20 protein-coding genes and 1 riboswitch are annotated in these 22,271 nt (G+C 63.3%); of the genes, 12 read left to right on the top strand and 8 right to left on the bottom strand.

The features are described 5' to 3' along the window. The first annotated feature begins 46 nt into the window (after nucleotides 1-46). Together ACP691_RS07510 and ACP691_RS07505 are read left to right on the top strand one after the other, a co-directional pair. Nucleotides 47-949, top strand: a complete 903-nt coding sequence (locus ACP691_RS07510) for a LysR family transcriptional regulator (protein WP_426199067.1) — start codon at nucleotides 47-49, stop codon at nucleotides 947-949. A gap of 13 nt (nucleotides 950-962) precedes the next feature. After that, nucleotides 963-1,151 (top strand): hypothetical protein, encoded by a 189-nt coding sequence (locus ACP691_RS07505; RefSeq protein ID WP_426199065.1) that lies wholly within the window; start codon nucleotides 963-965, stop codon nucleotides 1,149-1,151. 16 nt (nucleotides 1,152-1,167) lie between these two features. On the opposite strand, the gene ACP691_RS07500 is transcribed toward ACP691_RS07505, so the two are convergent. Beyond that, the gene (locus tag ACP691_RS07500) at nucleotides 1,168-2,322 is read right to left on the bottom strand and encodes a PilT/PilU family type 4a pilus ATPase (protein WP_426199063.1); all 1,155 of its coding nucleotides are present in this window, start codon (nucleotides 2,320-2,322) and stop codon (nucleotides 1,168-1,170) included. A 106-nt stretch (nucleotides 2,323-2,428) separates the two neighbouring features. Between ACP691_RS07500 and ACP691_RS07495 the strand changes: the two genes are divergently transcribed. Together ACP691_RS07495 and ACP691_RS07490 are read left to right on the top strand one after the other, a co-directional pair. Continuing rightward, nucleotides 2,429-4,576, top strand: coding sequence for an ATP-binding protein (locus ACP691_RS07495; protein WP_426199062.1), 2,148 nt, complete (start codon nucleotides 2,429-2,431; stop codon nucleotides 4,574-4,576). A gap of 79 nt (nucleotides 4,577-4,655) precedes the next feature. After that, the gene (locus ACP691_RS07490; RefSeq protein ID WP_426199060.1) at nucleotides 4,656-4,931 is read left to right on the top strand and encodes a peptidylprolyl isomerase; all 276 of its coding nucleotides are present in this window, start codon (nucleotides 4,656-4,658) and stop codon (nucleotides 4,929-4,931) included. Nucleotides 4,932-5,001: 70 nt separating this feature from the next. On the opposite strand, the gene ACP691_RS07485 is transcribed toward ACP691_RS07490, so the two are convergent. Beyond that, nucleotides 5,002-5,274 carry a DUF1652 domain-containing protein gene (locus ACP691_RS07485; protein WP_426199058.1) on the bottom strand — a complete coding sequence of 91 codons (273 nt, stop codon included), beginning with the start codon at nucleotides 5,272-5,274 and terminating at the stop codon, nucleotides 5,002-5,004. A gap of 344 nt (nucleotides 5,275-5,618) precedes the next feature. Here ACP691_RS07485 and ACP691_RS07480 point away from each other — a divergent pair, with 344 nt between their 5' ends. From ACP691_RS07480 to ACP691_RS07460, 5 genes are all read left to right on the top strand, one after another. Next, nucleotides 5,619-6,509, top strand: a complete 891-nt coding sequence (locus tag ACP691_RS07480) for a Ku protein (RefSeq protein ID WP_426199056.1) — start codon at nucleotides 5,619-5,621, stop codon at nucleotides 6,507-6,509. 147 nt (nucleotides 6,510-6,656) lie between these two features. Beyond that, nucleotides 6,657-6,917: a hypothetical protein gene (locus tag ACP691_RS07475; RefSeq protein ID WP_426199054.1), complete on the top strand. Its 261-nt coding sequence runs from the start codon at nucleotides 6,657-6,659 to the stop codon at nucleotides 6,915-6,917. A 145-nt stretch (nucleotides 6,918-7,062) separates the two neighbouring features. After that, the gene (locus ACP691_RS07470) at nucleotides 7,063-7,464 is read left to right on the top strand and encodes a response regulator (RefSeq protein WP_157395824.1); all 402 of its coding nucleotides are present in this window, start codon (nucleotides 7,063-7,065) and stop codon (nucleotides 7,462-7,464) included. Between the two features lie 256 nt (nucleotides 7,465-7,720). Then, on the top strand, nucleotides 7,721-9,307 hold the full coding sequence (locus ACP691_RS07465) for an ABC-F family ATPase (RefSeq protein WP_426199052.1): 1,587 nt from the start codon (nucleotides 7,721-7,723) through the stop codon (nucleotides 9,305-9,307). A gap of 87 nt (nucleotides 9,308-9,394) precedes the next feature. Then, nucleotides 9,395-10,591 carry an MFS transporter gene (locus tag ACP691_RS07460; protein WP_426199050.1) on the top strand — a complete coding sequence of 399 codons (1,197 nt, stop codon included), beginning with the start codon at nucleotides 9,395-9,397 and terminating at the stop codon, nucleotides 10,589-10,591. Between the two features lie 47 nt (nucleotides 10,592-10,638). Here the strand turns inward: ACP691_RS07460 and ACP691_RS07455 are convergent, their stop codons facing one another. Beyond that, nucleotides 10,639-11,691, bottom strand: a complete 1,053-nt coding sequence (locus tag ACP691_RS07455) for an alpha/beta hydrolase family protein (RefSeq protein ID WP_426199633.1) — start codon at nucleotides 11,689-11,691, stop codon at nucleotides 10,639-10,641. A gap of 195 nt (nucleotides 11,692-11,886) precedes the next feature. Then, a complete protein-coding gene (locus tag ACP691_RS07450; RefSeq protein ID WP_426199048.1) occupies nucleotides 11,887-12,717 on the bottom strand; it encodes an undecaprenyl-diphosphate phosphatase in 831 nt (276 codons plus the stop codon). A gap of 254 nt (nucleotides 12,718-12,971) precedes the next feature. Here ACP691_RS07450 and ACP691_RS07445 point away from each other — a divergent pair, with 254 nt between their 5' ends. Together ACP691_RS07445 and ACP691_RS07440 are read left to right on the top strand one after the other, a co-directional pair. Continuing rightward, nucleotides 12,972-13,508 carry an AAA family ATPase gene (locus tag ACP691_RS07445; RefSeq protein WP_426199046.1) on the top strand — a complete coding sequence of 179 codons (537 nt, stop codon included), beginning with the start codon at nucleotides 12,972-12,974 and terminating at the stop codon, nucleotides 13,506-13,508. Between the two features lie 189 nt (nucleotides 13,509-13,697). After that, complete coding sequence (locus tag ACP691_RS07440; RefSeq protein WP_426199044.1) at nucleotides 13,698-13,976, top strand: hypothetical protein; 279 nt, start codon at nucleotides 13,698-13,700, stop codon at nucleotides 13,974-13,976. Between the two features lie 51 nt (nucleotides 13,977-14,027). On the opposite strand, the gene ACP691_RS07435 is transcribed toward ACP691_RS07440, so the two are convergent. The 4 genes from ACP691_RS07435 to cobW are packed head-to-tail and all read right to left on the bottom strand — an operon-like array spanning nucleotide 14,028 to nucleotide 20,527. Continuing rightward, nucleotides 14,028-14,645: a vWA domain-containing protein gene (locus ACP691_RS07435; RefSeq protein ID WP_426199042.1), complete on the bottom strand. Its 618-nt coding sequence runs from the start codon at nucleotides 14,643-14,645 to the stop codon at nucleotides 14,028-14,030. A gap of 41 nt (nucleotides 14,646-14,686) precedes the next feature. Then, on the bottom strand, nucleotides 14,687-15,682 hold the full coding sequence (locus ACP691_RS07430; protein WP_426199040.1) for an ATP-binding protein: 996 nt from the start codon (nucleotides 15,680-15,682) through the stop codon (nucleotides 14,687-14,689). 1 nt (nucleotide 15,683) lies between these two features. Then, complete coding sequence (gene cobN / locus ACP691_RS07425; RefSeq protein WP_426199038.1) at nucleotides 15,684-19,457, bottom strand: cobaltochelatase subunit CobN; 3,774 nt, start codon at nucleotides 19,455-19,457, stop codon at nucleotides 15,684-15,686. A gap of 5 nt (nucleotides 19,458-19,462) precedes the next feature. Beyond that, the gene (gene cobW, locus ACP691_RS07420; protein WP_426199036.1) at nucleotides 19,463-20,527 is read right to left on the bottom strand and encodes a cobalamin biosynthesis protein CobW; all 1,065 of its coding nucleotides are present in this window, start codon (nucleotides 20,525-20,527) and stop codon (nucleotides 19,463-19,465) included. Between the two features lie 89 nt (nucleotides 20,528-20,616). Continuing rightward, nucleotides 20,617-20,822, bottom strand: a riboswitch (cobalamin riboswitch). A gap of 198 nt (nucleotides 20,823-21,020) precedes the next feature. Here cobW and mexE point away from each other — a divergent pair. Continuing rightward, entirely contained in the window at nucleotides 21,021-22,271 is a 1,251-nt protein-coding gene (gene mexE, locus ACP691_RS07415) for a multidrug efflux RND transporter periplasmic adaptor subunit MexE (RefSeq protein WP_426199034.1), read from the top strand.

Raw genomic sequence — 22,271 nt, 5'->3', positions numbered from 1 at the left:
GTCATTTGATAATTTTGTTTTTTTGATGGATTGATTTACTTCCCTTATGACCCCTCGCCAGCTTCGTGCCTTTGTCACAGTCGCCCAGACCCTGAATTTCGCCCAGGCCGGGGAACGTCTGCACTTGTCCCAGCCAGCCTTGAGCCTGACCATCAAGGCTCTTGAAGAAGACCTGGGCGGCCCTTTGTTGGTGCGGAGCACGCGCAGCGTGAGCCTCACCCCAGAGGGTGAGATTCTTCTGCCGCTTGCACGCCAGCTGTTGGCCGATTGGGATAACACTGAAGAGCGTCTGCGCCAGCATTTCACCCTGCAGTTGGGCAAGGTTTCCATCGCTGCCATGCCGTCGTTTGCGGCCAACCTGCTGCCAGACGCGCTGCGCCGCTTCAAAGACCAGCATCCCAAGGTCAATGTAGCCGTTCATGACGTGATAAACGAAGAAGTGGTTGAAATGGTTCGCCAGCGTCGGGTCGAATTGGGAATCGCCTTCGAACCGGAATCCGTCCGTTCGCTCTCCTTCGAGCCCTTGTTTCTCGACCGTTTCGTTGCCGTGGTGCCTCGGCAATCATCGTGGGCCAATGCGCCCAGTGTCACTTGGGCCCAATTGCTGGAGGCCGATTTCATCACCCTGCAGCGCCCGTCAGCGGTGCGCCTGTTGCTGGAAGCCGATTTGCGCGAGCGGCACGGGCGCCTGGCCGTGGCCCTGGAAAGCCATCAGTTGAGCACAGTGGGCCGGATGGTAGCCTGCGGCCTGGGCGTGAGTGCCGTCCCGGCGTTGTGTCGGCAACAGATGGAGGCCTCTGGTGCCCTTTGCCTTGCTCTGGAGGAACCTCGGATCGAACGCAGGATCGGATTGATGCGGCTTGCCGACCATCAGCTCTCAAGCGCCGCCCAGGCCTTGCACGATGTGCTGGTGCAGGTGCTGGCCAGGCCGCAGTCGTTGCGAACCTGATCGGGAGAAGCTGATGCGAAACCTACAACTGGCTGACAAGACCGTGCCCCTTATCGGTCAGGGTACCTGGCGCATGGGCGAGGACAGCCACGTGCGCCTGAACGCCCGTGCCGCCGCCCCGGAGCAGGACAGTGAAGGCCTGGCACGTCTCGATCAGGCCTTTCCCCCGCCCACTCGCAAGCAACGCTTGAAAATGGTGTAAGGGGCTGGCGCTCGTGTCAATCCCGGCCCTCTTCGTCCACCAACCCCCAATCAGGCCGACCACCCGCCGCCGTGCCCGGCGTCGTCGAAACGCCGGGGCGGCCTGGAGTCGGGTCGCGCTGCAGTTTCAGGCGCAGCCGGAGGTTGTTGACGGAATCGGCATTTTTCAAGGCTTCCTCTTCACTGATGGCGCCTTCGATCACCAGATCGAACAGCGCCATGTCGAAGGTTTTCATGCCAAGGTTTACCGACTTTTCCATGATGCCCTTCAATTCGCCGAATTCGCCACGGTGGATCAGATCGCGAATGGTCGCAGTACCCAGCATGACTTCCACCGCGGCACGACGCCTGCCATCCACGGTCTTGACCAGGCGCTGGGACACGAAGGCCTGCAGATTGTTGCCCAAGTCCTGGAGCAACTGAGCGCGGCGTTCCTCTGGAAAGAAATTGATGATCCGGTCCAGGGCCTGGTTGGCGTTGTTGGCGTGAAGCGTCGAAATGGCCAGGTGCCCGGTGTCGGCGAAGGCCAAGGCATGCTCCATGGTTTCGCGGTCACGGATCTCCCCGATGAGGATCACATCCGGCGCCTGGCGCAGGGTATTCTTCAGGGCAGCGCGGAAACTGCGCGTGTCTACTCCAACTTCTCGCTGGTTGACGATGCACTTCTTGTGACGATGGATATACTCCACCGGATCCTCGATGGTAATGATGTGGCCGCTGCTGCTGCGATTGCGATGATCGATGAGCGCGGCCAGTGAGGTTGACTTGCCGGACCCGGTGGCGCCGATGAACAGTACCAGGCCATGTTTGCGCATTACTACGTCGAGCAGAACCGGCGGTAGCTTGAGGTCTTCGAACAGAGGGATATCGAGCTTGATGTTTCGTGCTACCAGGGATACTTCGTTGCGCTGTTTGAAGATGTTGACTCGAAAACGCCCGACGCCAGGCAGCGAAAGCGCCAGGTTCATTTCCAGTTCCCGGTCAAAATCGGTCCGCTGCTCGGCATCCATGATGCTGGCGGCGATCTGGGCGACCTCGCCCGGTTTCAAGGCTTCGCTGCCCAAGGGGCGCAGCACGCCATTGAACTTGGCACAAGGAGGGGCGCCCGTGGAAAGGTACAGGTCCGAACCGTCCTGTGAGGCCAGAAGTTTGAGCAGCGCCGGTAGGTCCATGTGAAATCCGCCAGTATTACGTTGGAAACGGTGACATCGATTCGCTCCATAGCTTGGCTGCTAAGGGCATGGTGAAGCAACTCAAATGGCAAGCAAGGGATACGGGATGACAGCGATAAACCCGGCGGCGGTCGAGCCCGGCATCAGTGGCGCCGGCACAGGCAGCGAGACGCCGCTGCCATGGCCCGCGGTGTTGCATCAGGCGGCTCAGATGGTGAACCAGGCACCCGTGCCGATGGCCTTGTGCTGGGAAACGGGGCAGCATGCCGTTGCAAATCCCGAGTTTCTAACCCTGTTCGGCCTGGAAAAACGGCAACAGGGCCTGGCTTTGCTCAAGTGGTTCCCTGAGCACTCGCCGCAAGCCCGGTTCGTGATCGAACAGGCGACAGCGGGCAAGCCTTGCGACCTGCAGGATTTCGACCTGGCGTTCAATCCCTCGCTGCACGGCCAGGCGTCTCGTCACCTGGCTGCACGCTTCAGACCACTGAGGGATGAACAAGGTCGCCTCCTGGGCTTTTTCCTCTCAGTGCTACGCCAGGCGATGGAGCCTCTGGATGAGCGCACGCTTGCCTTGCGCCTGGCCGAAGAACAACGCGCCAAGGCCGCGTCCGAAGAGCGCCTGCGCCTGGCCCTGGACGCAACCCATGCCGTAGGCACCTGGGACTGGTACGTGCGCGAGGATCGCTTCATCGCCGACGCGCACTTCGCCCACATGCACAACATCGATCCTCACCAGGCCGGTCAGCGTCCGATTGGCGATTACCTGACAGCCGTCCACCCCCAGGACCGAGCCTACGTGGCTCGACGAATCAAGGCCTGCATGCACGGCAATGGGGAGTTCGCCGAGGAGTATCGGCTACGCCAGAGCGATGAAAGCTGGCGCTGGGTGTTCGCCCGGGGCCGCTGCTTCCGCGATGACCATGGGCGACCGGTGCGTTTCATCGGTTCATCCATCGATATCACCGAGCGCAAGCTGGCCGAGCAGGCCTTGCGAGAACTCAACGAAACCCTGGAGCAACGCGTCCAAGAGCGCACCCAGGCCTTGGCCGAGGCCAATCGCCGGCTACTGGCCGAGGCACAGGAACGCGAACGCGCCGAAGAGCTGCTGCGCCATGCCCAGAAGATGGAGGCCGTAGGGCAGCTCACCGGCGGAATCGCTCACGACTTCAACAACATGCTTACCGGCATCATGGGCAGCCTGGACCTGATGAACCGCTACATCGCCAAGGGACGCAGCGCCGAAATCGGCCGCTTCGCCGAGGCTGCCCTGGGCTCGGCGCAACGGGCGGCGGCATTGACTCATCGCCTGCTGGCATTCTCCAGGCGGCAATCGCTGGACCGTCAACGTATCGACCTCAATGCCCTGGTGACTTCGCTCGAGGATCTGCTAGGACGCACCACCGGTGAGCAGATCGATCTGCGGCTGGACCTGGCAACCAACGCCTGGCCGGTGTACACCGACCCCAACCAGCTTGAAAGCGCCCTGCTCAACCTGGTCATCAATGCTCGCGACGCCATGCCGAGCGGCGGGCGGTTGGTGATCACGACCTGCAACAGGGACCTGCCTCATGCCCAGCCGAACCCGCCCATGGAAGCAGTGCGGCCAGGGCAGTACGCGGTGCTTTGCGTGCGGGACAACGGCAGCGGCATGTCGCCCTCGACCCGTGCGAAAGCCTTCGACCCATTCTTCACTACCAAGCCCACTGGCCAGGGCACCGGGCTGGGACTTTCAATGATCTACGGTTTCATCCAGCAGAGTGGCGGGCATGTGACCCTGGACAGCGAGCCTGACGCGGGAACCGAAGTGAGTCTCTACCTGCCTCGCTATCTGGAACCTGAAGGCGATGCGGTTTTGCCTCAGGCCGAATGCGAAGCCCCGCTGGCCCAACAGGGTGAATGCGTGCTGGTGGTAGAGGACGACCCTGCGGTACGCATGCTGATCATCAATGTGCTCGATGAGCTTGGCTATCGAGGTTATCCCGCGGCGGATGCCGAGGTGGCGGTACCTTTGCTCGAGGCGCCGCTGCGCATCGATCTGCTGGTGACCGACGTAGGCCTGCCTGGCGTCAACGGACGCCAGCTGGCGGAAATCGCGAGGCGACAGCGGCCCGGCCTGAAGGTCCTGTTCATGACCGGCTACATCGACAAGGCGGCTGATCGGGAGTCTTACCTGGAAGAAGGCATGGACATCCTGGGCAAGCCCTTTACTTTGGAAACCCTGGCCAGCAAGATCCGCCAGATGATCGGCGATTGAAAGGGTAGGCGACAAGGCGCGCGGGCAGTAACATCGCGCCCCCTTTCAATTCACGCAGCAGTCACGGACGTATCGACCCATGAAAGCCCAGGCTAGACATATACTGGTGCGCACGGCGCAAGAAGCTGAAGCCCTGCGCCAACGCCTGGCCAAAGGCGAGGCTTTCGATGTCCTGGCGCGCAAACACTCCACCTGCCCCTCAGCCAAGCGTGGCGGCGACCTGGGGGAGGTTCGGCCGGGACAGATGGTGGCCGCGATCGATCAGGTGATTTTTCGCAAGCCGATCAAGCAGGTGCACGGGCCGATCAAAAGCCGATTCGGCTACCACCTGGTACAGGTGTTCTACCGGGACTGAGCTGATCAGGCGTTCATGCGCGCACGAAAACCCGCGCCGGAGCGGCCGCGGGTTTTATCGCCAGAGGGGATCAGAAGCCGGCGACGGCTTGCGAACGCTGCGCCATACCACGCTGGGCGCGCTGCGCGGACAGGTCGTGGCGCAGCCCCGCGATGAGATTGGATATGGCACGGCTACTGTTGAGCTGACGCGTGTCGATACCACTGACCATGAAGTCTGCCTGATCGGCGTGCCCCCCGAATACCTTGACCGTCAGCGAATGGTTCGGGCCCTGAGAGCATTGGCACCGCTGCGGCAAAAAGCTGCTTTCGATGATGTTACGCAGTTCAAGTGTGGACAGCATGGGGCATCTCCATTGGTATTGTATGTCCTGAACCTTCGCCTGATAGGGCTCCGACATGGGCCCACTACTAACAGGTGACCGACTCTTCATGATTCGGCGTCGCAGAACTTTTTTGTAATTAGCAGCTTGCATGCCCAAAGCATACCCGTTCGTCGGACTTTATAAATCAAAAGGTTATGCGCATCACCTAATGCAGACTCACAAAGCCAGCATGCACAATGCACGGCGCTTTAGGCGCCGGGCTTGCAAGGTGCACGGCAATGGCGCAGCGGCGGTTTCGTCTGAACTTCAGGATCTGGACGCTGGTCTTTCTGATATCTCCCCTATCAGCAGGTTCAGAGCCCATGCCCCGTGCAATCTGGAAAGGCGCTGTCAGCTTCGGCCTGGTTCATATCCCGGTGGCGCTGGTGTCGGCGACCGCTTCAAAGGGCGTCGATTTCGATTGGCTGGATAAACGCAGCATGGACCCGGTCGGCTACAAGCGCGTGAACAAGGTGACCGGCGAGGAAATGGATCGGGAAAATATCGTCAAGGGCGTGCAATACGAAAAAGGCCGCTACATAGTGCTGAGCGAGGACGAGATCCGTACCGCTCACCCGGTGTCTACGCAGACCATCGAGATCTTTTCCTTCGTGGACAGCGCGCAAATCCCCCTGCCGAATATCGATACGCCCTACTACCTTGCACCCGACCGTCGTGGCGAGAAGGTCTACGCCTTGCTTCGGGAAACCCTGCGGCAAACGAACAAGGTGGCGCTGGCTCTGGTAGTGCTTCACACTCGCCAGTACCTGTCGGCCCTGATGCCTTTGGACGATGCCCTTGTGCTGGTCAAGCTGCGCTGGCCCGCGGAGGTCCGTGGACTGGAAACGCTCGAACTCAGTGACGAGGCCAAGACGCCTGACCTGAAAAAAGGCGAACTGGACATGGCCAAGCGGCTGGTGGAGGACATGTCCGGTGCCTGGAGTCCTGAGGACTATACGGATCAGTTTGAAGCCAAGATCATGGAATTGGTACAGCGCAAAGCCAAGGAGGGCAAGATCGAGGAGGTTGAGTCACCGGACGAAGGTGGCAAGCAGGGAGCGGACGTCATCGACCTTACCGAATTGCTCAAGCGAAGCCTCGGCGGCAAAGGGAGTGGTTCATCCTCTTCCAAGGCTCCCAAGGCGCCTTCCAAGGCCGCCGAAGCCCGCCAATCCGGTAAATCGCGCACTGCGCGCAAGCGCAAGGCTTCTTGAGGTTACAACCGTGGCGAGCACTTGGCATGCCTTGTTATTCCAATTGTCGCCCGAACTTGCCAGACATTTCCGCCTTGCGGATGATGGCCACACGGCCAGACCCCGCCATCAGCACCTGCCAGTGACGCAATGGAGGCGTAGCACGCCATGAGCCTTGGCAAGCCCGAAGCAGCACTCAAGCGCGACCTCGAGGGAATCGCATCAGACCTGAAGTGGTCGGCGGTGGAACTCAAGCGCATCGCTCATCGCCTGGAGACTCCGGATCGCGAAGCCCTGCTTCGAATGGTGGAGACCTTTACCCAGTGCGAGGCTCGATTGAGCTATCATGCCGAAGAAGTCAGAGCCGGGCGCATCGTCTCTTCTTCCGGAGCACCCGCCCAGGGGACCAGCGTTTCGCTGGAAGAGTGACGCTGGCCGCCAGCCATCATTTCAGAGGTGCCAGGGAACCCTTTGTTTATTAACGGTCTTAGGCTTGCAGGTCGCCTGGCATTCCCCGCCTTGCGGGTCCCAGAGTGCCAGCGAAACCATCCTTAGCCCCGCCGGAGCCAGAGCAGTGACGCAAGTACCGTTGTCCGCAGAGCCTACCCGCATGAAGGTGCTCATCGCCGAGGATGATGAACTGCTTCGCTGGATCGCCGAAGAGGTCGTGGAGCAGTTGAATCTGGATGTGGTGAGTTTCCAGAGTGGTGATGAAGCCTACGCCTATATGCGGGCCAATCCTGACGAGGTCAGCATGGTGGTCACCGATTACCTGATGCCTGGCGAGCTTGACGGTTGGGAGTTCGCCAAGCTGGTGTGCAAGCGTTGGCCCGAGATCCCGGTGATCCTCACCACAGGTTCGGCGGGAGAAAGCGAAGGCAACATTCGTTTCCTGCAAAAGCCTTGGCAGATTGGCGAACTCAACCATTTGATCCGCACCGCGGTCGCCGCCATCGAGCGGCGGCAACCACGTTGACGTAAAACCGGGCTTAGCTTCAGTCTGCCGGGCCCGTCCATTGCGGACGGGTTCGAGGTCTTGGCCGTTTTATGCGACAATGGCGGCAGTGTCCGGTTTGCAACCACATTCACATCCATTGCTGGCTTTCGGTGGGTCCATTCCTGGCCTGCCAGCCGGCTTTGGATGACCCTCTCCCGGCCCGGCGCAGCGGAAACCAGAACCTCGCCAGGCCAGTTGCCCCACTCGCCCACCGTAAGCATCGAAGGTAAGGCCCTTGATCTCCACCGCTAACATCACCATGCAGTTCGGCCCCAAGCCGCTGTTCGAAAACGTTTCCGTCAAATTCAACAATGGCAACCGCTACGGCCTGATCGGGGCCAACGGCTGCGGCAAGTCGACCTTCATGAAGATCCTGGGTGGTGATCTCGAGCCCAGCGGCGGCCAGGTCATGCTCGAACCCAACGTTCGGCTGGGCAAGCTGCGCCAGGATCAATTCGCCTATGAAGCTTTCAGCGTCATCGACACGGTGATCATGGGGCATGAGCAGCTGTGGAAGGTAAAGGCCGAGCGTGACCGCATCTACGGCTTGCCGGAAATGACCGAGGCCGACGGCATGGCGGTGGCGGAACTGGAGACCGAGTTCGCGGAAATGGACGGCTATACCGCCGAATCCCGTGCCGGCGAGCTTCTGCTTGGCCTTGGCATCCCGCTTGAGCAGCACTTCGGCCCCATGAGCGAGGTCGCCCCAGGCTGGAAGCTGCGCGTGCTGCTGGCCCAGGCATTGTTCTCCGACCCGGACGTGCTGTTGCTGGACGAACCCACCAACCACCTGGATATCAACACCATTCGCTGGCTGGAAACCATACTCACCGCGCGTAACAGCACCATGGTGATCATTTCCCACGACCGACACTTCCTCAACAGCGTGTGCACGCACATGGCTGACCTTGACTACGGCGAGCTGCGCCTGTTCCCGGGCAACTATGATGAATACATGACGGCCGCCACGCAGTCGCGCGAGCAACTGCTGGCAGACAACGCCAAGAAAAAGGCCCAGATCGCTGAGCTGCAGACCTTCGTCAGCCGTTTCTCGGCGAACGCTTCCAAGGCCAAGCAGGCGACCTCCCGGGCCAAGCAGATCGACAAGATCCAGCTGGCCGAGGTCAAGCCCTCGAGCCGGGTCAGCCCCTTCATCCGCTTCGAGCAGAACAAGAAGCTGCACCGCCAGGCCGTGACCGTGGAGAACCTTGCCAAGGGGTTCGAAGACAAGCAGCTGTTCGAGCGCCTTGGGTTCCAGATCGAGGCGGGCGAGCGGGTGGCGATCATCGGGCCCAACGGGATCGGCAAGACCACTCTGCTGCGCCTGCTAATGAATGAGCTGACGCCAGACAAGGGCACCGTGAAATGGACCGACAGCGCCGAGCTGGGCTACTACGCTCAGGATCACGCGGCGGATTTCGAGCAGGACTCGACCCTGTTCGACTGGATGGGCCAATGGACCCAAGGTGGCGAACAACTGGTACGAGGCACCTTGGGCCGCATGCTGTTCTCCAGCGACGAAATCGGCAAGTCGGTGAAGGTAATCTCCGGTGGTGAGCAGGGCCGCATGCTGTTCGGCAAGTTGATCCTGCAGAAGCCCAATGTGCTCGTGATGGACGAGCCTACCAATCACTTGGACATGGAATCCATCGAGGCATTGAACCTGGCCCTGGAGAACTATCCAGGCACCCTGATTTTCGTCAGCCATGACCGGGAGTTCGTGTCTTCCCTGGCCACTCGCATTCTCGAGCTGAGCCCGTCGGGCATCGTCGACTTCAGTGGCACCTATGATGAGTACCTGCGTAGCCAAGGCGTGATCTGAGGCCGTGGGGCGAGGAAATCATTAGGCAGCTTTCAATTTTCTCGCCCGCTGGCGATCATAGGGATAGCCCACCACAGCGAGCGCCCCATGACTTCGCCATTCGCCTCCTCCCCCACGGCTCCCGGGGGAGTTACCCTGCAGATCCTGTCCATCGTCTTCTACACATTCATTGCGTTCTTCTGCATCGGCCTGCCGATCGCGGTGATTCCGGGATACGTCCACGATGTGCTGGGCTTCAACGCAGTGCTCGCGGGCGTCGTGATTGCCGCCCAGTATGTCGCCACCCTGCTCATCCGTCCCTTGGCGGGTCGGCTTGCCGATAGCTGGGGTGCCAAGCGCACCATTACCTACGGGCTTTACGCGGTCGCGGCCAGTGGCCTGCTGACGCTGATCGCCACCCTGAGTCATGGATGGCCTTCCCTCAGCCTGGGGGTACTGCTGGTGGCACGCCTGCTGCTGGGCGTGGGCCAAGGCATGATCGGGGTAGGCACTAGCAGTTGGGGCATTGGCCAGGTGGGGCCGGAGCACACCGCCAAGGTCATTTCCTGGAACGGGATCGCCTCATATGGCGCAATAGCCGTGGGTGCGCCCTTGGGCGTGGTCATGACCGAGGACCTGGGCTTTCACTCACTGGGCGGCGCCCTGCTGGTACTGGCCCTGTTCGCGCTCTGGCGGTTGCGCAAGCGGGAGTCCGTCCCCGTGGTGCGGGGCGAGCGCCTCCCATTCTGGTCAGCCTTCGGGCGCGTCGCGCCTTATGGCTTGGGGCTATGCCTGGCGTCCATCGGATATGGGGCCCTGACGACCTTTATCACGCTTTACTATCTGGAACAGGGCTGGGCAGGCGCCGCCTTCTGCCTGACAGCTTTCGGTGCCTGCTTCATTCTGTCTCGCCTGTTGTTCATCAATGCCATCAATCATTACGGCGGATACAGCGTTGCCTTTGCCTGCCTGAGCGTCGAGACCCTAGGCTTCCTGTTTCTATGGCTGGCGCCCTCCCCGGTCTTCGCGTTGATCGGCGCCGCCCTGGCAGGTTTCGGCCTGTCCCTGGTGTATCCGGCCCTGGGGGTGCTGGCCATCGCGCAGGTGCCGACCACCAGTCGCGGAGCCGGGCTAGGCGCCTTTGCCGTGTTCTTTGACATTGCCCTGGCCATCGCCGGGCCGCTCATGGGCGCCCTGGCCGCCAATGCTGGCTACGCTGCCATCTTCCTCTGCGCCGCCGGCCTTTCCGTGGTGGGGCTGGGCCTGATTGGCTGGCTCTCCCGGGACGCCAAACGGCCGCTTTAGCACAACGATCGGTAGAGAACTCGGCCCGGCAATATGATCACGACCGGCTAAGGCTGCTCCGGTTGACCGGCCGTCTGCCAGCCAGCCCGACTAGGCTTGCCAAGGGCCTGAGCAAAGAAACGCCCGGCTTCGTCGATCAGGTTCCGATGTATGCCTGCGCGATCCACCCCCTGGGCGTCCTTGCATAGGGCGGGCATCTCACGTTCCTGTTCGGCCGTGCAGGGGGCCATGAATACGAAGTGGCCCGCCCCAGGCAGCGCGTGGTAGCGGGCCTTCGACGGCAGCTTGCGCGCCAGCGCCTCGGCATTCTTGTCAACGGCCACCAATTGGTCGTTGTCCCCCGCGTAGATAAGGGTCGGTACCCTGACCGTGGCCAAGGCCTGCCGGCCAAACATCAGGCTCAAGGGCGCCATGAGCAGCAGCGCATGAACCCGGGCGTCGGCCTGGGGCGCCAGATCCTTGCGGTCCGCGACCAGCTCACCGTGGCGTTTGCAGGCATCGGCATCATGCGGCCGTTCCAGGCAGTACAACTTGAGCCGGGAAAGGTCGGGCTGGGCCCCGGATAGAATCAAGGCGGTTTCGCCGCCGGCGGAATAGCCGATCACCCCTACTTCGTTCGCGTTGAGGAAGGGCGACAGCATAGGCTCGTCAAGCGCCGCGGTGATCGCGGCCGAAATCTGCAAGGGCCTTCCATAGAGGTTGCTCAAGGTGCCCAGGCGGCTTTGGTCCAGATAGTTGTCCCCCGGGTGCAGCACCGCCACGACCACGAAACCTTTGCTGGCGATGGAGGTGATCAGGTCATGAAGGGCCAAGGGCGTGCCTGTATTGCCATGGGACAGCATCAACAAGGGAAACCGCCCTATGGCGATTGGCGCATCTGCCCCGGCAGCCACTTGGTAGCCGTCCAGGCGGGCGGGCTGAATGTCAGTTTCGGCGCTCGGGTAGAACGCGTATGCCCGCATAGGGCCGCCATCGAGCGGGTCCTTGAAGGTCAGGCGATGCACCCCCACCGTCCATTGGGTACGGGGCGCGGCATCCAGCTGCACCGAAAACAGGCTTACCGTGAGCAGCAGCCCCATCCATGCGCACAGACACTTCATGTACATGCCCTCGATCCTGTGGGCGCGATAGCAGGCAGCGCCCCTTGCCTCGGCCGGCTGGCGGGCCTGTGCCCCGGCACAACACCTTGCATAAGCAGGAAAAGGACCAGCATGCGGGGCCACCGATCAACGGCAGCCACATAGGGTGCCGTTGACAGCTTCGACCTAGGGGTTGCAGGCGGGTTCAGCCGATGTTCAGCCTCGGGCAGTGGCCCAATCGACCCAATTCATTTGCCAGGTCAGAAGGATGAGCAAGCCGAAGGCGATGCGATACCAGGCAAACACTGCGTAGCTGTGACGGGCAATGAAATCGAGCAACGCGCGGACCGCGATGATGGCGAACAGGAAGGACACGACGAAGCCGAGGGCGAAGATCGGTAGGTCGGCTGGCTGGAACAGGTGCCGGTACTTGTAACCGCTGTACACTGCCGCCCCTACCATGGTCGGCATGGCCAGGAAGAACGAGAACTCGGTGGCTGCGGTGCGCGACAGGCCAAACAGCAAGCCGCCGATAATGGTGGAGCCTGAGCGGGACGTGCCAGGGATCATGGCCAGACATTGGGCACAGCCGATCTTCAGGGCATCGGACCAGTGCAGGTCGTCCACGCGCTCGACCCGCACTACATGCTGTCGCTTTTCCGCCCAAAGCATGACCACGCCCCCAACGACCAGCGCTATCGCCACCGTGACTGGGTTGAACAGGTACCTATGGATCAGATCGGAGAAAAGCACGCCCAGTGCCACGGCCGGCAGGAAGGCGATGAGCAGGTTGAGCGTGAAGCGCCTGGCGCTGGGCTGGCTGGCCAGTCCAGCGGTAACACTGAGGATCTTGGCGCGAAACTCCCACATCACCGCAAGGATTGCACCAAGCTGAATGATGATATTGAAGGCCATGGCCCGTTCGCCGCCAAAATCCAGCAAGTCCGCCACTATGATCTGGTGCCCGGTACTGGAAATGGGCAGGAATTCCGTCAGCCCTTCCACAATACCTAGCACCATGGCCGACGCGGCCGTCCACATATCCATCCATTCCCCCCAGCGGTTCCGTTCTGCGACGGTCGTACCAGCATGTTTTGATAACGTTCTGCGAAGGTTTCTGAGTTTTTCTTGACTATTCAACACCAGAAGCCGTCGCGCCGGGATGATGCCCCAAGCGTTGGGGTAACGCCAGTGAGCGCCTTACGATCCGCCGATGCGCAAGGTATCATCAGCACTTTCCAGCAGTGGTCGCGGATGCGGCATCGGTAGAACCCGAGCCAGCGTAGTCAGTAGGCGTATTCATGAACGTGGTTGTAATCACCGGCCCGGAATCGGCCGGCAAAAGCGTCCTGGCCAGGGCCCTGCAGCAACGCTTCGGCGGCGTGCTCTGCACAGAGTACGTGCGCCGGTTCATCGACGAGCGACAACGCGATCCGGTGTATGCGGATATCTCCCTCATCGCCGAAGGCCAGCTGAGTGGCGAGGATGCGGCACGCGCCCAACAACCGTCGTGGTTGTGGCTTGATACCCATCTGCTGAGCAATATGCTGTGGAGCCAGGTACTGTTCGGTCCTCCGCCAGCCTGGGTCGAGGCAGCCCTTCTTGGTCGACGCTATGACCTGCACCTCCTGCTGAGTCCTGAGGGCGTGCCGTGGGTAGCCGACGGCCAACGCTGCCAGCCGGATGCGACCGATCGTCGCGCCTTTTTCGAAGCCTGCCGGACTTGGCTGGACAGCCATCAGCAGAACTACGTCGTTCTCGACGGTAGCTGGGAGCAGCGCCTGAGTCAGGCGCTGACCGCTCTGGCCCGGCATTTCGCCGCCCCAGCAGGTCCATAATTACAGCCCGGCGGTCGGGTTCAGGGAATTCGCTTTCGCCTGGCGAGTCATACGCGCAACGAGCGCGACGCGCCAACGGTCGAGATTTTCTAGCTCGTGTTGTGACTCGGCGGTCGCGTTCGGGCATCAGTACTGTACTGCCGCCGTGGGCGCGGCTACCCCCGATGTGCATTTGAGAGAGCAACCCTCATGGACGCAACGCTGCGTGTCAACGAAGCCCTTCTGATCGCCGGCCACGCTTTCGAACCCTTCCACTGTGTCGCCTGGACCCAGCCTGACGGCGACGGCGCCTTGAGCCTCACGGTGATCGACGATCACACCAGTCAGAACCTGTGCCGCACCCACCTGTCGGCCAGCGCCTACTCCGATCCCCGCCAGCTGGCCACCGCGCTGGAAGAAGTCCGCGCGGGGCTTTCTCGTCACGGCTACAGCCTGGAGCCCTGGACCATGCCGGCGCTGGGGCTTTGATCCGAAGTCGATGACTCTACGAGCGCCAGGCCCGGATCGCCCCTGGCCTGGTCATTGAACGGCAGTCGGCAGTCGTTCCAGGTGCAAGTAGTCCGCGCCAAGCCGTTGCGCAAGCCGGCGGGTGCGGCCTAGACGAATGTCGCCCAGTTCGATATCCAGGACCTGGGTTTCGCAACCCAGCGGGGCGACATTCTCCAGCCCGTCGATACGTCCGTCGGTGACGATCAGGCAGCGCAGCGGTTGCCAGGGGCTCTTGCGCTGCTGCTTGCGCAGCCAGTCCCGTGCCAGATCAATGCACTCGCGCAAAGGTGTACCACCCCCTGCGCCGAGACGTTCGAGCCAGGGCCCCAGCGCAGCCGAGGCCTTGAGCCCATGCCGCTGCCAGCTTGGACCGGTGCCGCTGGCGGTGAGCAAGGCGACACGGGCGCGCTGCCGGTAGGCCTGCTCGAACAGGGTCGCCAGGTAGCCCTTGGCCCGCCCCAGCGCGCCATGGCGGCGCGTGGACGCAGAGGCATCCACCATCACCAGCCAGACCGGCGGCTGGTGAAGTGGACCGTTGTGCCAACGCAGAGCGGCCTCGCTACGTGGCCGCCCCTGCGCCAGGGTCGGTACCCAGGCAATGCGTGTCTGGCACTTGGCGCTGGCTCTTCCTGTCCGGCCTTGCCCCATGACTGCGCTGCGCTTGGCCCCCGACTCGCCTAGAGGGGGGCCTAGGACTTTTTTGGCCAACCCGCCAGGCCCAGGCGGGGACCGGTGGCCACTGGCTGAGGTGGCAGTGCGCCCCAGTCCCCGCTGCTCTCGGAGTCGCCCAAGGTTTCACTACCACCCTGGGCGAGCGGCGGTACCTGGGTGCCGCCGGTATCCGGATGCCGCCGATGACGCAGGGCGAATTCGGCCACCGCCTCGATATCCTCTGCTTCGATGGCCGGCACTGCTCGCCAGGCGGCATGGGCGCGCGCAGCCCGCAGCCAGACCAGGTCGGCTCGCAAGCCGTCCACCCCGGCCTGGTAACAGGCCTGGGTGATCGCTTCGAGCGCCATGTCGTCCAGGGGGATGCCGGCCAGGGCGCCGCGGGCTTGCTGGCAGCGCTGGGCAAGCACGGCCTGTGCCTCGGCCCAGTGGGCAATGAAGCCCGCAGGGTCAGCATCGAAGGCCAGGCGTCGGGTGATGATTTCCCGTCTCTGGGCCGGATCCGGTCGCGAATCGAGTGCCACATTCAGGCCAAAGCGGTCGAGCAGCTGAGGGCGAAGCTCCCCCTCCTCCGGGTTCATGGTACCGATCAGCACGATGCGAGCGGGATGTTCGTGTGAGACGCCGTCGCGCTCTACCCGGTTCACGCCGCTGGCTGCCACGTCCAGCAGCAGGTCCACCAAGGGGTCTGGCAATAGATTGACTTCGTCTACGTAGAGAACGCCACCATCGGCCTTGGCCAGCAAGCCCGGCGCGAAGCGGACTTCCCCATGGGCCAGTACCGCGTCCAGGTTCAAGGAGCCGACCACGCGATCCTCCGAGGCTCCCAGGGGCAGCGTGACGAAAGGCGCTTGCTCCAGCAGGTCGGCCAACCCGCGGGCCAAAGTGCTCTTGGCCATGCCTCGCGGGCCTTCTATGAGTACGCCGCCGATGCCGGGATCGATGGCTGCGATACACAGCGCCAACTTCAGTCGCTCGGCGCCGACCACGGCGGCCAAAGGATAGTGGAACGCCATCTCAGCCCTCTTCACTGTCGATCAATAGGTTTTCCAAGGCTTGGCGATACGCGCCGGGGGCTTGCCACAGGCCTCGCTGCTGAGCCTCCAGCAGGCGCTCGGCCATGTCGCGCAAGGCATGGGGGTTGTGGGCATTGAGGAAGGCTCGATTCTCTTCGTCCAACAGGTAGGCGTCAGCCAGCATCGCGTACTGATGGTCTTGCACCAGCCCGGTGGTAGCGTCGAAGCCAAAGAGGTTGTCCAAGGTAGCGGCCATCTCGAAGGCGCCTTTGTAGCCATGGCGGCGGGCACCGGCGAGCCACTTGGGATTGACGGCGCGGGCGCGCACCACGCGATTCAAGGCTTCCTTGAGCGTGCTGACACGGGGCGCGTCCACTTGACTGTGATCCCCATGGTAACTGGCTGCCTCGCGGCCGGCCTGCTGATGGACGGCTGCCAGCATGCCGCCGTGAAACTGGTAATAGTCATTGGAGTCGAGCAGGTCGTGTTCGTGGTTGTCCTGGTTCTGCAATACCGCTTCCAGGCGGCCGAGGCGGTCGGCCAGCTCGGCCCTGGCCGGCGCACCATCATCGGCCCCGCCGTAGGCATAGCCGGAATGACTGAGATAGGCCTCGGCCAGGTCCTGGCGTTGTGTCCACTGCCGGCTCTCGACCACGCCTTGCACCCCGGCACCATAAGCACCGGGCTTGGCACCGAAGATGCGCCAGCCTGCCTGGCGGCGGGCCTGTTCAGGTTCGAGCCCGTCGGCGACCAGCCTGGCCTGCTCGCTGCGCACCCGCGCCGCCAGGGGGTTGAGGTCTTCAGGTTCATCCAAAGCGGCAACCGCCTGTACCGCCGCGTCGAACAACTTGATCAGGTTGCCGAAGGCGTCACGGAAAAAGCCCGAGACACGAAGGGTCACATCGACCCGCGGCCGATCCAGCAGGCTCAGCGGGAGGATTTCGAAGTCGTCCACCCGCTGGCTGCCGGTTGCCCATACGGGACGTACCCCGAGCAACGCCATGGCCTGGGCGATATCGTCGCCACCGGTGCGCATGGTGGCGGTGCCCCAGACCGAGAGCCCCAGGTGGCGTAGATGGTCGCCATGGTCCTGCAGGTGCCGCTCCAGCACCAGGTTGGCGGACGCGAAGCCCAGTCGCCACGCCGTGGGGGTGGGCAGGTTGCGTACATCCACGCTATAGAAGTTACGGCCTGTAGGCAGCACGTCCAGGCGGCCACGGCTCGGAGCGCCGCTGGGGCCTGGGGGCACGAAACGGCCGCCCAGGGCAGCCAGCAAATGGTCCATTTCAGCAGGACCACAGGCGTCCAATGCTGGCGCCACCTGATGCAGCAAGGCATGCACCAGGTCCGCAACCGGTCGCCAGCAGGGCTCCGGCGGGCAAACCCAATGGCCGTCCAGCGCCTGCCCGATGATGGAGGCGCCAAGCCGTTCCAGCCGCTCGCGGGTGTCGCCCTGGGTCCGCCAGGGGCCATTGTCCACTGCCTCCAAGGATGCGGGACGCGGCCCGGTCCAGGGTGCGCCGAAGTTGCAATCGAGAGGGTCGAAACCCAGCCGCAGCGCGGCGGCCAAGGCCCGCGGCAAGCTGGCATCGGTTCCTTCCCCGCTGCCGCGGGGCGCGCGCAGCAATGCCGCCAAGGTATCCAGGCGCAGCTGGCCGGCCGGCGACTCACCGAACACATGCAGGCCGTCGCGGATCTGGGATTCCTTCAGGTCGCAGAGGTAGGTATCCAGCCGCGGCAGCCAGGTGTCGGCATCCTTGAGCGCGGTTTCCTCCAGATCGAGTTCTCGGTCCAGGGCGGTGGCGCGCACCAGGGCCAGTATCTCGTTCTGCAACGCCAGGGCCCGGCGCCGATCCAGCAGTTGCGCTTCGTAGTATTCGTCGGCGAGCCGCTCCAGGTCACGCAGTGGGCCGTAGGTTTCCGCGCGGGTCAGCGGCGGCATCAGATGATCGATGATCACAGCCTGGGTACGCCGCTTGGCCTGGGCCCCTTCGCCGGGATCGTTCACGATGAAAGGGTAGATATGAGGCATGGGCCCGAGCAGCGCGTCGGGCCAGCAACTGGCAGACAACCCGACACCCTTGCCGGGCAGCCATTCCAGGTTCCCGTGCTTGCCGACATGAATGACCGCATGGGCGCGGTAGGCCTGTCGCAGCCAGAAGTAGAAGGCCAGGTAACCGTGAGGGGGCACCAGGTCCGGGTCGTGGTAGACCGCGCTGGGGTCCAGGTGATAACCCCGGGCCGGTTGAATGCCGACGAAGGTAGCGCCGAAGCGCAGCCCGGCGACCATCATGCGTCCGCTTCGGTACATGGGGTCTTGTTCGGGCGCGCCCCAGCGCTGAGTCACGGCGTCCCGGCACGCCTCGGGCAGGGCAGCGAAGGCCAGCCGATAGGCATCGAGGGCCAGGCTCTGGGCACAAGGCCGGGCGTCGAGCTGATCCAGGTCATTGCTGACATTGCCGAGCAAGGCCTGGATCAGTGCGGTACCGGTGGCCGGAAGCCCGGACACCGGGTAACCGGCCGCCGCCATGCCTCGGAGAATGTTCAACGCGGCGGCTGGCGTATCCAGGCCCACACCATTGCCGATACGTCCGTCCCGGGTCGGATAATTGGCCAGCACCAGCGCGACGCGCTTGTCGGCAGCCGGAGTGCGCGCCAGGGCGATCCAGTTGGCAGCCAGGCGCGCCACGAAGGCCATGCGCTCAGGATGGGCGCGATAGCATACCACATCGCTCTGGCTACGCTCGCTGCGCCAGGCCAGGTCCTTGAAGCTGATCGGGCGGCTGATGATTCGACCGTCCAACTCCGGTAGCGCCACATGCATGGCCAGGTCTCGGGGACCGAGCCCCTGGGCGCTTTGCGCCCACATGGGCTGATTATCCTGAGCACAGATGGCCTGGATGACCGGGATATCACGGCGCAGTGGACGCTGCCGGGGGGCCTGCGGGGAGGCCAGGGCGAAGCCGGTGGTGTTGAGCACCGCCGCGGCCGCGACCTCGTCCATCCAGGCCTGCAGTTGTTCCAGGCAGCCTGCCTCCTTGAGGCTGGCGACCGCCACCGGCAAGGGGTTCAAGCCGGCAGCGGCCAACTGGTCACAGAAGGCATCGATGAAACCGGTATTGGCCGCCTGCAGGTGCGAGCGATAGAACACCAGGGGTACCACCGGGGCGCCTGCCGTCCATACCGCTTGCCAGGCGCCAAGGCTGACCACGCCTTGTCCGGGCCGATAGAGGCTCACCCGTGGCAAGGCGGCCGGTGGCGCCCAAGGCAAGGGTTGGGCCAGGCGGCCAGTGAAGTAGGTCGCGGCGATATAACCGAACAGCGCCGATGCGTTGGCCATGCCGCCCTGGCGCAAATACTGCCAGACTGCCTCGCTGACCTCGGCGGGCTCGCTGCCAAGCGCACTCAGCTCCGGATCCGGCCGGTCATCCCCGGGGACCATTATTACCCGCGTGCCCTGCTCCACCAGGCGGCTCAGTTGCTCGACACCATAGCGCCAATAGCCCACGCCCCCATGGAGCGACAGCACGATCAACCTGGCATGACGAAGCACCTGATCGACATAGAGATCTACCGAGGCATGATTCTGCACCTGCATGGGATTGGCCAGGCGCAGGCTTGGAAAATCCCCGGGCAAGCGCTGGGCGGCCTCGGCCAGCAGCGCCAGATGCGAATCGCCACTGCAGAGGATCACCAGCTCGGCCGGCGTTTGCCCGAGGTCGGCGATGCTGTCGTCCGGAACGAAGCCTCCGGGTTGGGTACGCAGCAGATGCATTCGGCCTAGCCTTGCAGGGCGCGGGTCAGTTCGGCGGTCACCGTGGCGCCGTCGAGATCCTGTCCGATAAGCACCAGGCGGGTGAGCCTGGCCTCGTTGCCCTGCCATGGGCGGTCGAAGTGGCGATCGAAGCGGCTACCGACGCCTTGCAGCAACAGGCGCATCGGCTTGCCCGGGATGGCCGCGAAGCCCTTGACCCGCAGGATGGCATGCCGTTGCACCACGGCCTGCAATGCCGCCATCAGCGAAGCCTCGGACGCCTCGGGGAGCTCGACCCAGACGGAATCGAACGCATCGTGGTCATGGTCCGTCTCCTCGCCCTCATGGTGCTGGTCATGGTGGGTCTGACGGCCGTCGATATGAGCCTCGGCCTCAGCGCCAAGCCCGAGCAGCACACCCAGGGGAAGCTGGCCGGCGCGGGCTTCGACGATCTTCACCGCCGGCGGCAGCTCGGCGCTGACCTGGGCGCGCACCGCCTCCAGGCCCGCGTAATCGATCAGGTCGGTCTTGTTCAGCACCACAAGGTCCGCGCTGGCCAGTTGATCTTCGAACAGTTCGTGCAGCGGTGACTCGTGGTCCAGGTTCGGGTCCTGGCGTCGCTGAGCGTCCACTGCCTCCGGGTAGGCGGCGAAAGTGCCCGCGGCCACCGCCGGGGCATCGACCACCGTGACCACTGCGTCCACGGTGCAGGCGTTACGGATTTCGGGCCATTGGAAAGCCTGCACCAGCGGCTTGGGCAAGGCCAGGCCACTGGTTTCAATCAAAATGTGGTCCAGGGTGCCCCGACGCTCCACCAGCTCGCGCATGACCGGGAAGAATTCTTCCTGCACCGTGCAGCACAGGCAACCATTGGCCAGCTCGAACACCCGGCCCACGGCTTCTTCCTCGCTGCAACCGATGCTGCACTGGCGCAGCAGCTCGCCGTCGATGCCCAGCTCGCCGAATTCATTGACGATCACGGCGATGCGACGGCCCTGAGCATTGTCGAGGATATGCCGGAGCAAGGTGGTTTTGCCGGAACCGAGAAAGCCGGTGACGATGGTAACTGGGAGCTTGCTGAGCGTTTTCATGGGTGCCCCTGGCACTATGGCGGGCAGGCGCGGTACAGCACGGGCGATACCCGTTGCGGCTTCGCACCGGATCACCCCGCCCGGTTGAATGGAACTGACTGAACGAGGCAGGTTTCCTGGCTTACGGCATCAGCATTCGTGGCTGATGGCCCGCCGCCTTCCCGCACTCGCGCGCAGTGGCCATGGCAAGCATTACCGTTCACAGTTGCGGGGGCAGCCGCGGCCTGTTACCGCGTTCCCATTTTAACTCCCGCAGGCATGGCAGCCTGGGAGCACCTCGAAGTGGCAAGCCTACGCAGTGCCGGGCCCAAGGTCAATCAAGGCGCCGCCAGATACATTCGATGAGAGAAAGGCTGGCGCCTGTGCGATCCAAAGAATCGATTCCCGCAATCACTGAGAGTGATAGTCATCTTCGAACCATTCGATTCGTCGATGGTCCCGCGTCTCGCCAGAATCCGTTCATTCCTGATAATCAAGATGGGCGGGGCGTTCTATGGAGCAGTCATTCAAACCTTTGCGTTTTTCATTGGCGCTGATGGCGCTTTCGGTGTTGGTGGCCTGCGGCCGCGCGCCGGACACAGCCCTGGCGCCCCAGGCGCCGAAGGTCAGCGTGGCCCAGGTATTGGAGCAGCCGGTGAATGAGTGGGATGAATTCACCGGCCGCCTGGAGGCGCCGGAAACCGTGCTGGTACGGCCACGGGTGTCCGGGCAGATCGACCAGGTGGCGTTCACCGAGGGCGCCCTGGTGAAGAAGGGTGACCTGCTGTTCCAGATCGACCCACGCCCCTTCCAGGCCGAAGTCAATCGGCTGGAAGCACAGCTGCAGCAAGCGCGCGCCAATGCCGCCAACAGTGAAAACGAAGCCAGCCGTGGCGAACGGTTGCGCAGCGCCAACGCCATCTCCGCCGAGCTGGCCGACTCGCGTAACAGCGCCGCGCTGGCGGCACGGGCCGGCGTTGCCGCCATCCAGGCACAGCTGGATCTGGCGCGCCTGAACCTGAGCTTCACCCGGGTCACCTCGCCGATCAGCGGTCGCGTAGGTCGCGCTGAGATCACCGCGGGCAACCTGGTCAGCGCCGACAGCAGCCTGCTGACCCGGGTGGTCTCGACGGACAAGGTATATGCCTACTTTGACGCGGACGAGCGTGCCTTTCTCAAATACAGCCAGCTGACCCGCAGTGGTAGCGTCGGCACCGCCGCCCCCGTGTACATGGGCCTGTCCAACGAAGACGGCAATACCCACCTGGGCCAGCTCAACTTCCTCGACAACCAGGTCAACCCGCAGACCGGCACCATTCGCGGGCGGGCGGTGTTCGACAACCGCAACGGCGAATACACCCCTGGGCTGTACGCACGCCTCAAACTGGTGGGCAGCGGCGTCTACGACGCTGTGCTGATCAAGGACGAGGCCGTAGGCACCGACCTGGGCAAGAAGTTCGTGCTGGTGATGGACAAGGACAACAAGGCCACGTACCGCACGGTGGAACTGGGGCCCAAGCTCGAAGGGCTGCGCATCGTGCGCAGCGGCCTGGCCAAGGGCGACCGGATCGTGGTCAACGGTCTGCAGCGGGTACGCCCCGGCAGCACCGTCGACCCGCAGGCCGTGCCCATGGCCAGCGAACAGACCCTCGCGGCATTGGCCAGCCAACGCCACGCCCTCGAAGCGACCAGCCAGCAGGCGGGCCGTGCTCAAAGCGCGCCTGGCCAGCCCAAGCTGGCCGGCAATTCATCGCCACGCGGCTGA

The sequence above is a fragment of the Pseudomonas sp. DC3200b2 genome, assembly GCF_049895785.1.
Taxonomy (GTDB): Bacteria; Pseudomonadota; Gammaproteobacteria; order Pseudomonadales; family Pseudomonadaceae; genus Aquipseudomonas; species Aquipseudomonas massiliensis.
This window is presented reverse-complemented; position numbering and strand designations above follow the sequence as displayed.

Excerpts from the sequence above, each read along its gene's own strand:
- ACP691_RS07495 (WP_426199062.1), top strand. The coding sequence starts at position 2,429 with ATGACAGCGATAAACCCGGCGGCGGTCGAGCCCGGCATCAGTGGCGCC.
- ACP691_RS07430 (WP_426199040.1), bottom strand. The coding sequence starts at position 15,682 with ATGGCGTTCCACTATCCTTTGGCCGCCGTGGTCGGCGCCGAGCGACTG.
- ACP691_RS07500 (WP_426199063.1), bottom strand. The coding sequence starts at position 2,322 with ATGGACCTACCGGCGCTGCTCAAACTTCTGGCCTCACAGGACGGTTCG.
- mexE (WP_426199034.1), top strand. The coding sequence starts at position 21,021 with ATGGAGCAGTCATTCAAACCTTTGCGTTTTTCATTGGCGCTGATGGCG.
- ACP691_RS07505 (WP_426199065.1), top strand. The coding sequence starts at position 963 with ATGCGAAACCTACAACTGGCTGACAAGACCGTGCCCCTTATCGGTCAG.
- ACP691_RS07455 (WP_426199633.1), bottom strand. The coding sequence starts at position 11,691 with ATGAAGTGTCTGTGCGCATGGATGGGGCTGCTGCTCACGGTAAGCCTG.
- ACP691_RS07460 (WP_426199050.1), top strand. The coding sequence starts at position 9,395 with ATGACTTCGCCATTCGCCTCCTCCCCCACGGCTCCCGGGGGAGTTACC.
- cobW (WP_426199036.1), bottom strand. The coding sequence starts at position 20,527 with ATGAAAACGCTCAGCAAGCTCCCAGTTACCATCGTCACCGGCTTTCTC.
- ACP691_RS07435 (WP_426199042.1), bottom strand. The coding sequence starts at position 14,645 with ATGGGGCAAGGCCGGACAGGAAGAGCCAGCGCCAAGTGCCAGACACGC.
- ACP691_RS07445 (WP_426199046.1), top strand. The coding sequence starts at position 12,972 with ATGAACGTGGTTGTAATCACCGGCCCGGAATCGGCCGGCAAAAGCGTC.
- ACP691_RS07480 (WP_426199056.1), top strand. The coding sequence starts at position 5,619 with ATGCCCCGTGCAATCTGGAAAGGCGCTGTCAGCTTCGGCCTGGTTCAT.
- ACP691_RS07510 (WP_426199067.1), top strand. The coding sequence starts at position 47 with ATGACCCCTCGCCAGCTTCGTGCCTTTGTCACAGTCGCCCAGACCCTG.
- ACP691_RS07450 (WP_426199048.1), bottom strand. The coding sequence starts at position 12,717 with ATGGATATGTGGACGGCCGCGTCGGCCATGGTGCTAGGTATTGTGGAA.
- ACP691_RS07475 (WP_426199054.1), top strand. The coding sequence starts at position 6,657 with ATGAGCCTTGGCAAGCCCGAAGCAGCACTCAAGCGCGACCTCGAGGGA.
- ACP691_RS07490 (WP_426199060.1), top strand. The coding sequence starts at position 4,656 with ATGAAAGCCCAGGCTAGACATATACTGGTGCGCACGGCGCAAGAAGCT.
- ACP691_RS07485 (WP_426199058.1), bottom strand. The coding sequence starts at position 5,274 with ATGCTGTCCACACTTGAACTGCGTAACATCATCGAAAGCAGCTTTTTG.
- ACP691_RS07440 (WP_426199044.1), top strand. The coding sequence starts at position 13,698 with ATGGACGCAACGCTGCGTGTCAACGAAGCCCTTCTGATCGCCGGCCAC.
- cobN (WP_426199038.1), bottom strand. The coding sequence starts at position 19,457 with ATGCATCTGCTGCGTACCCAACCCGGAGGCTTCGTTCCGGACGACAGC.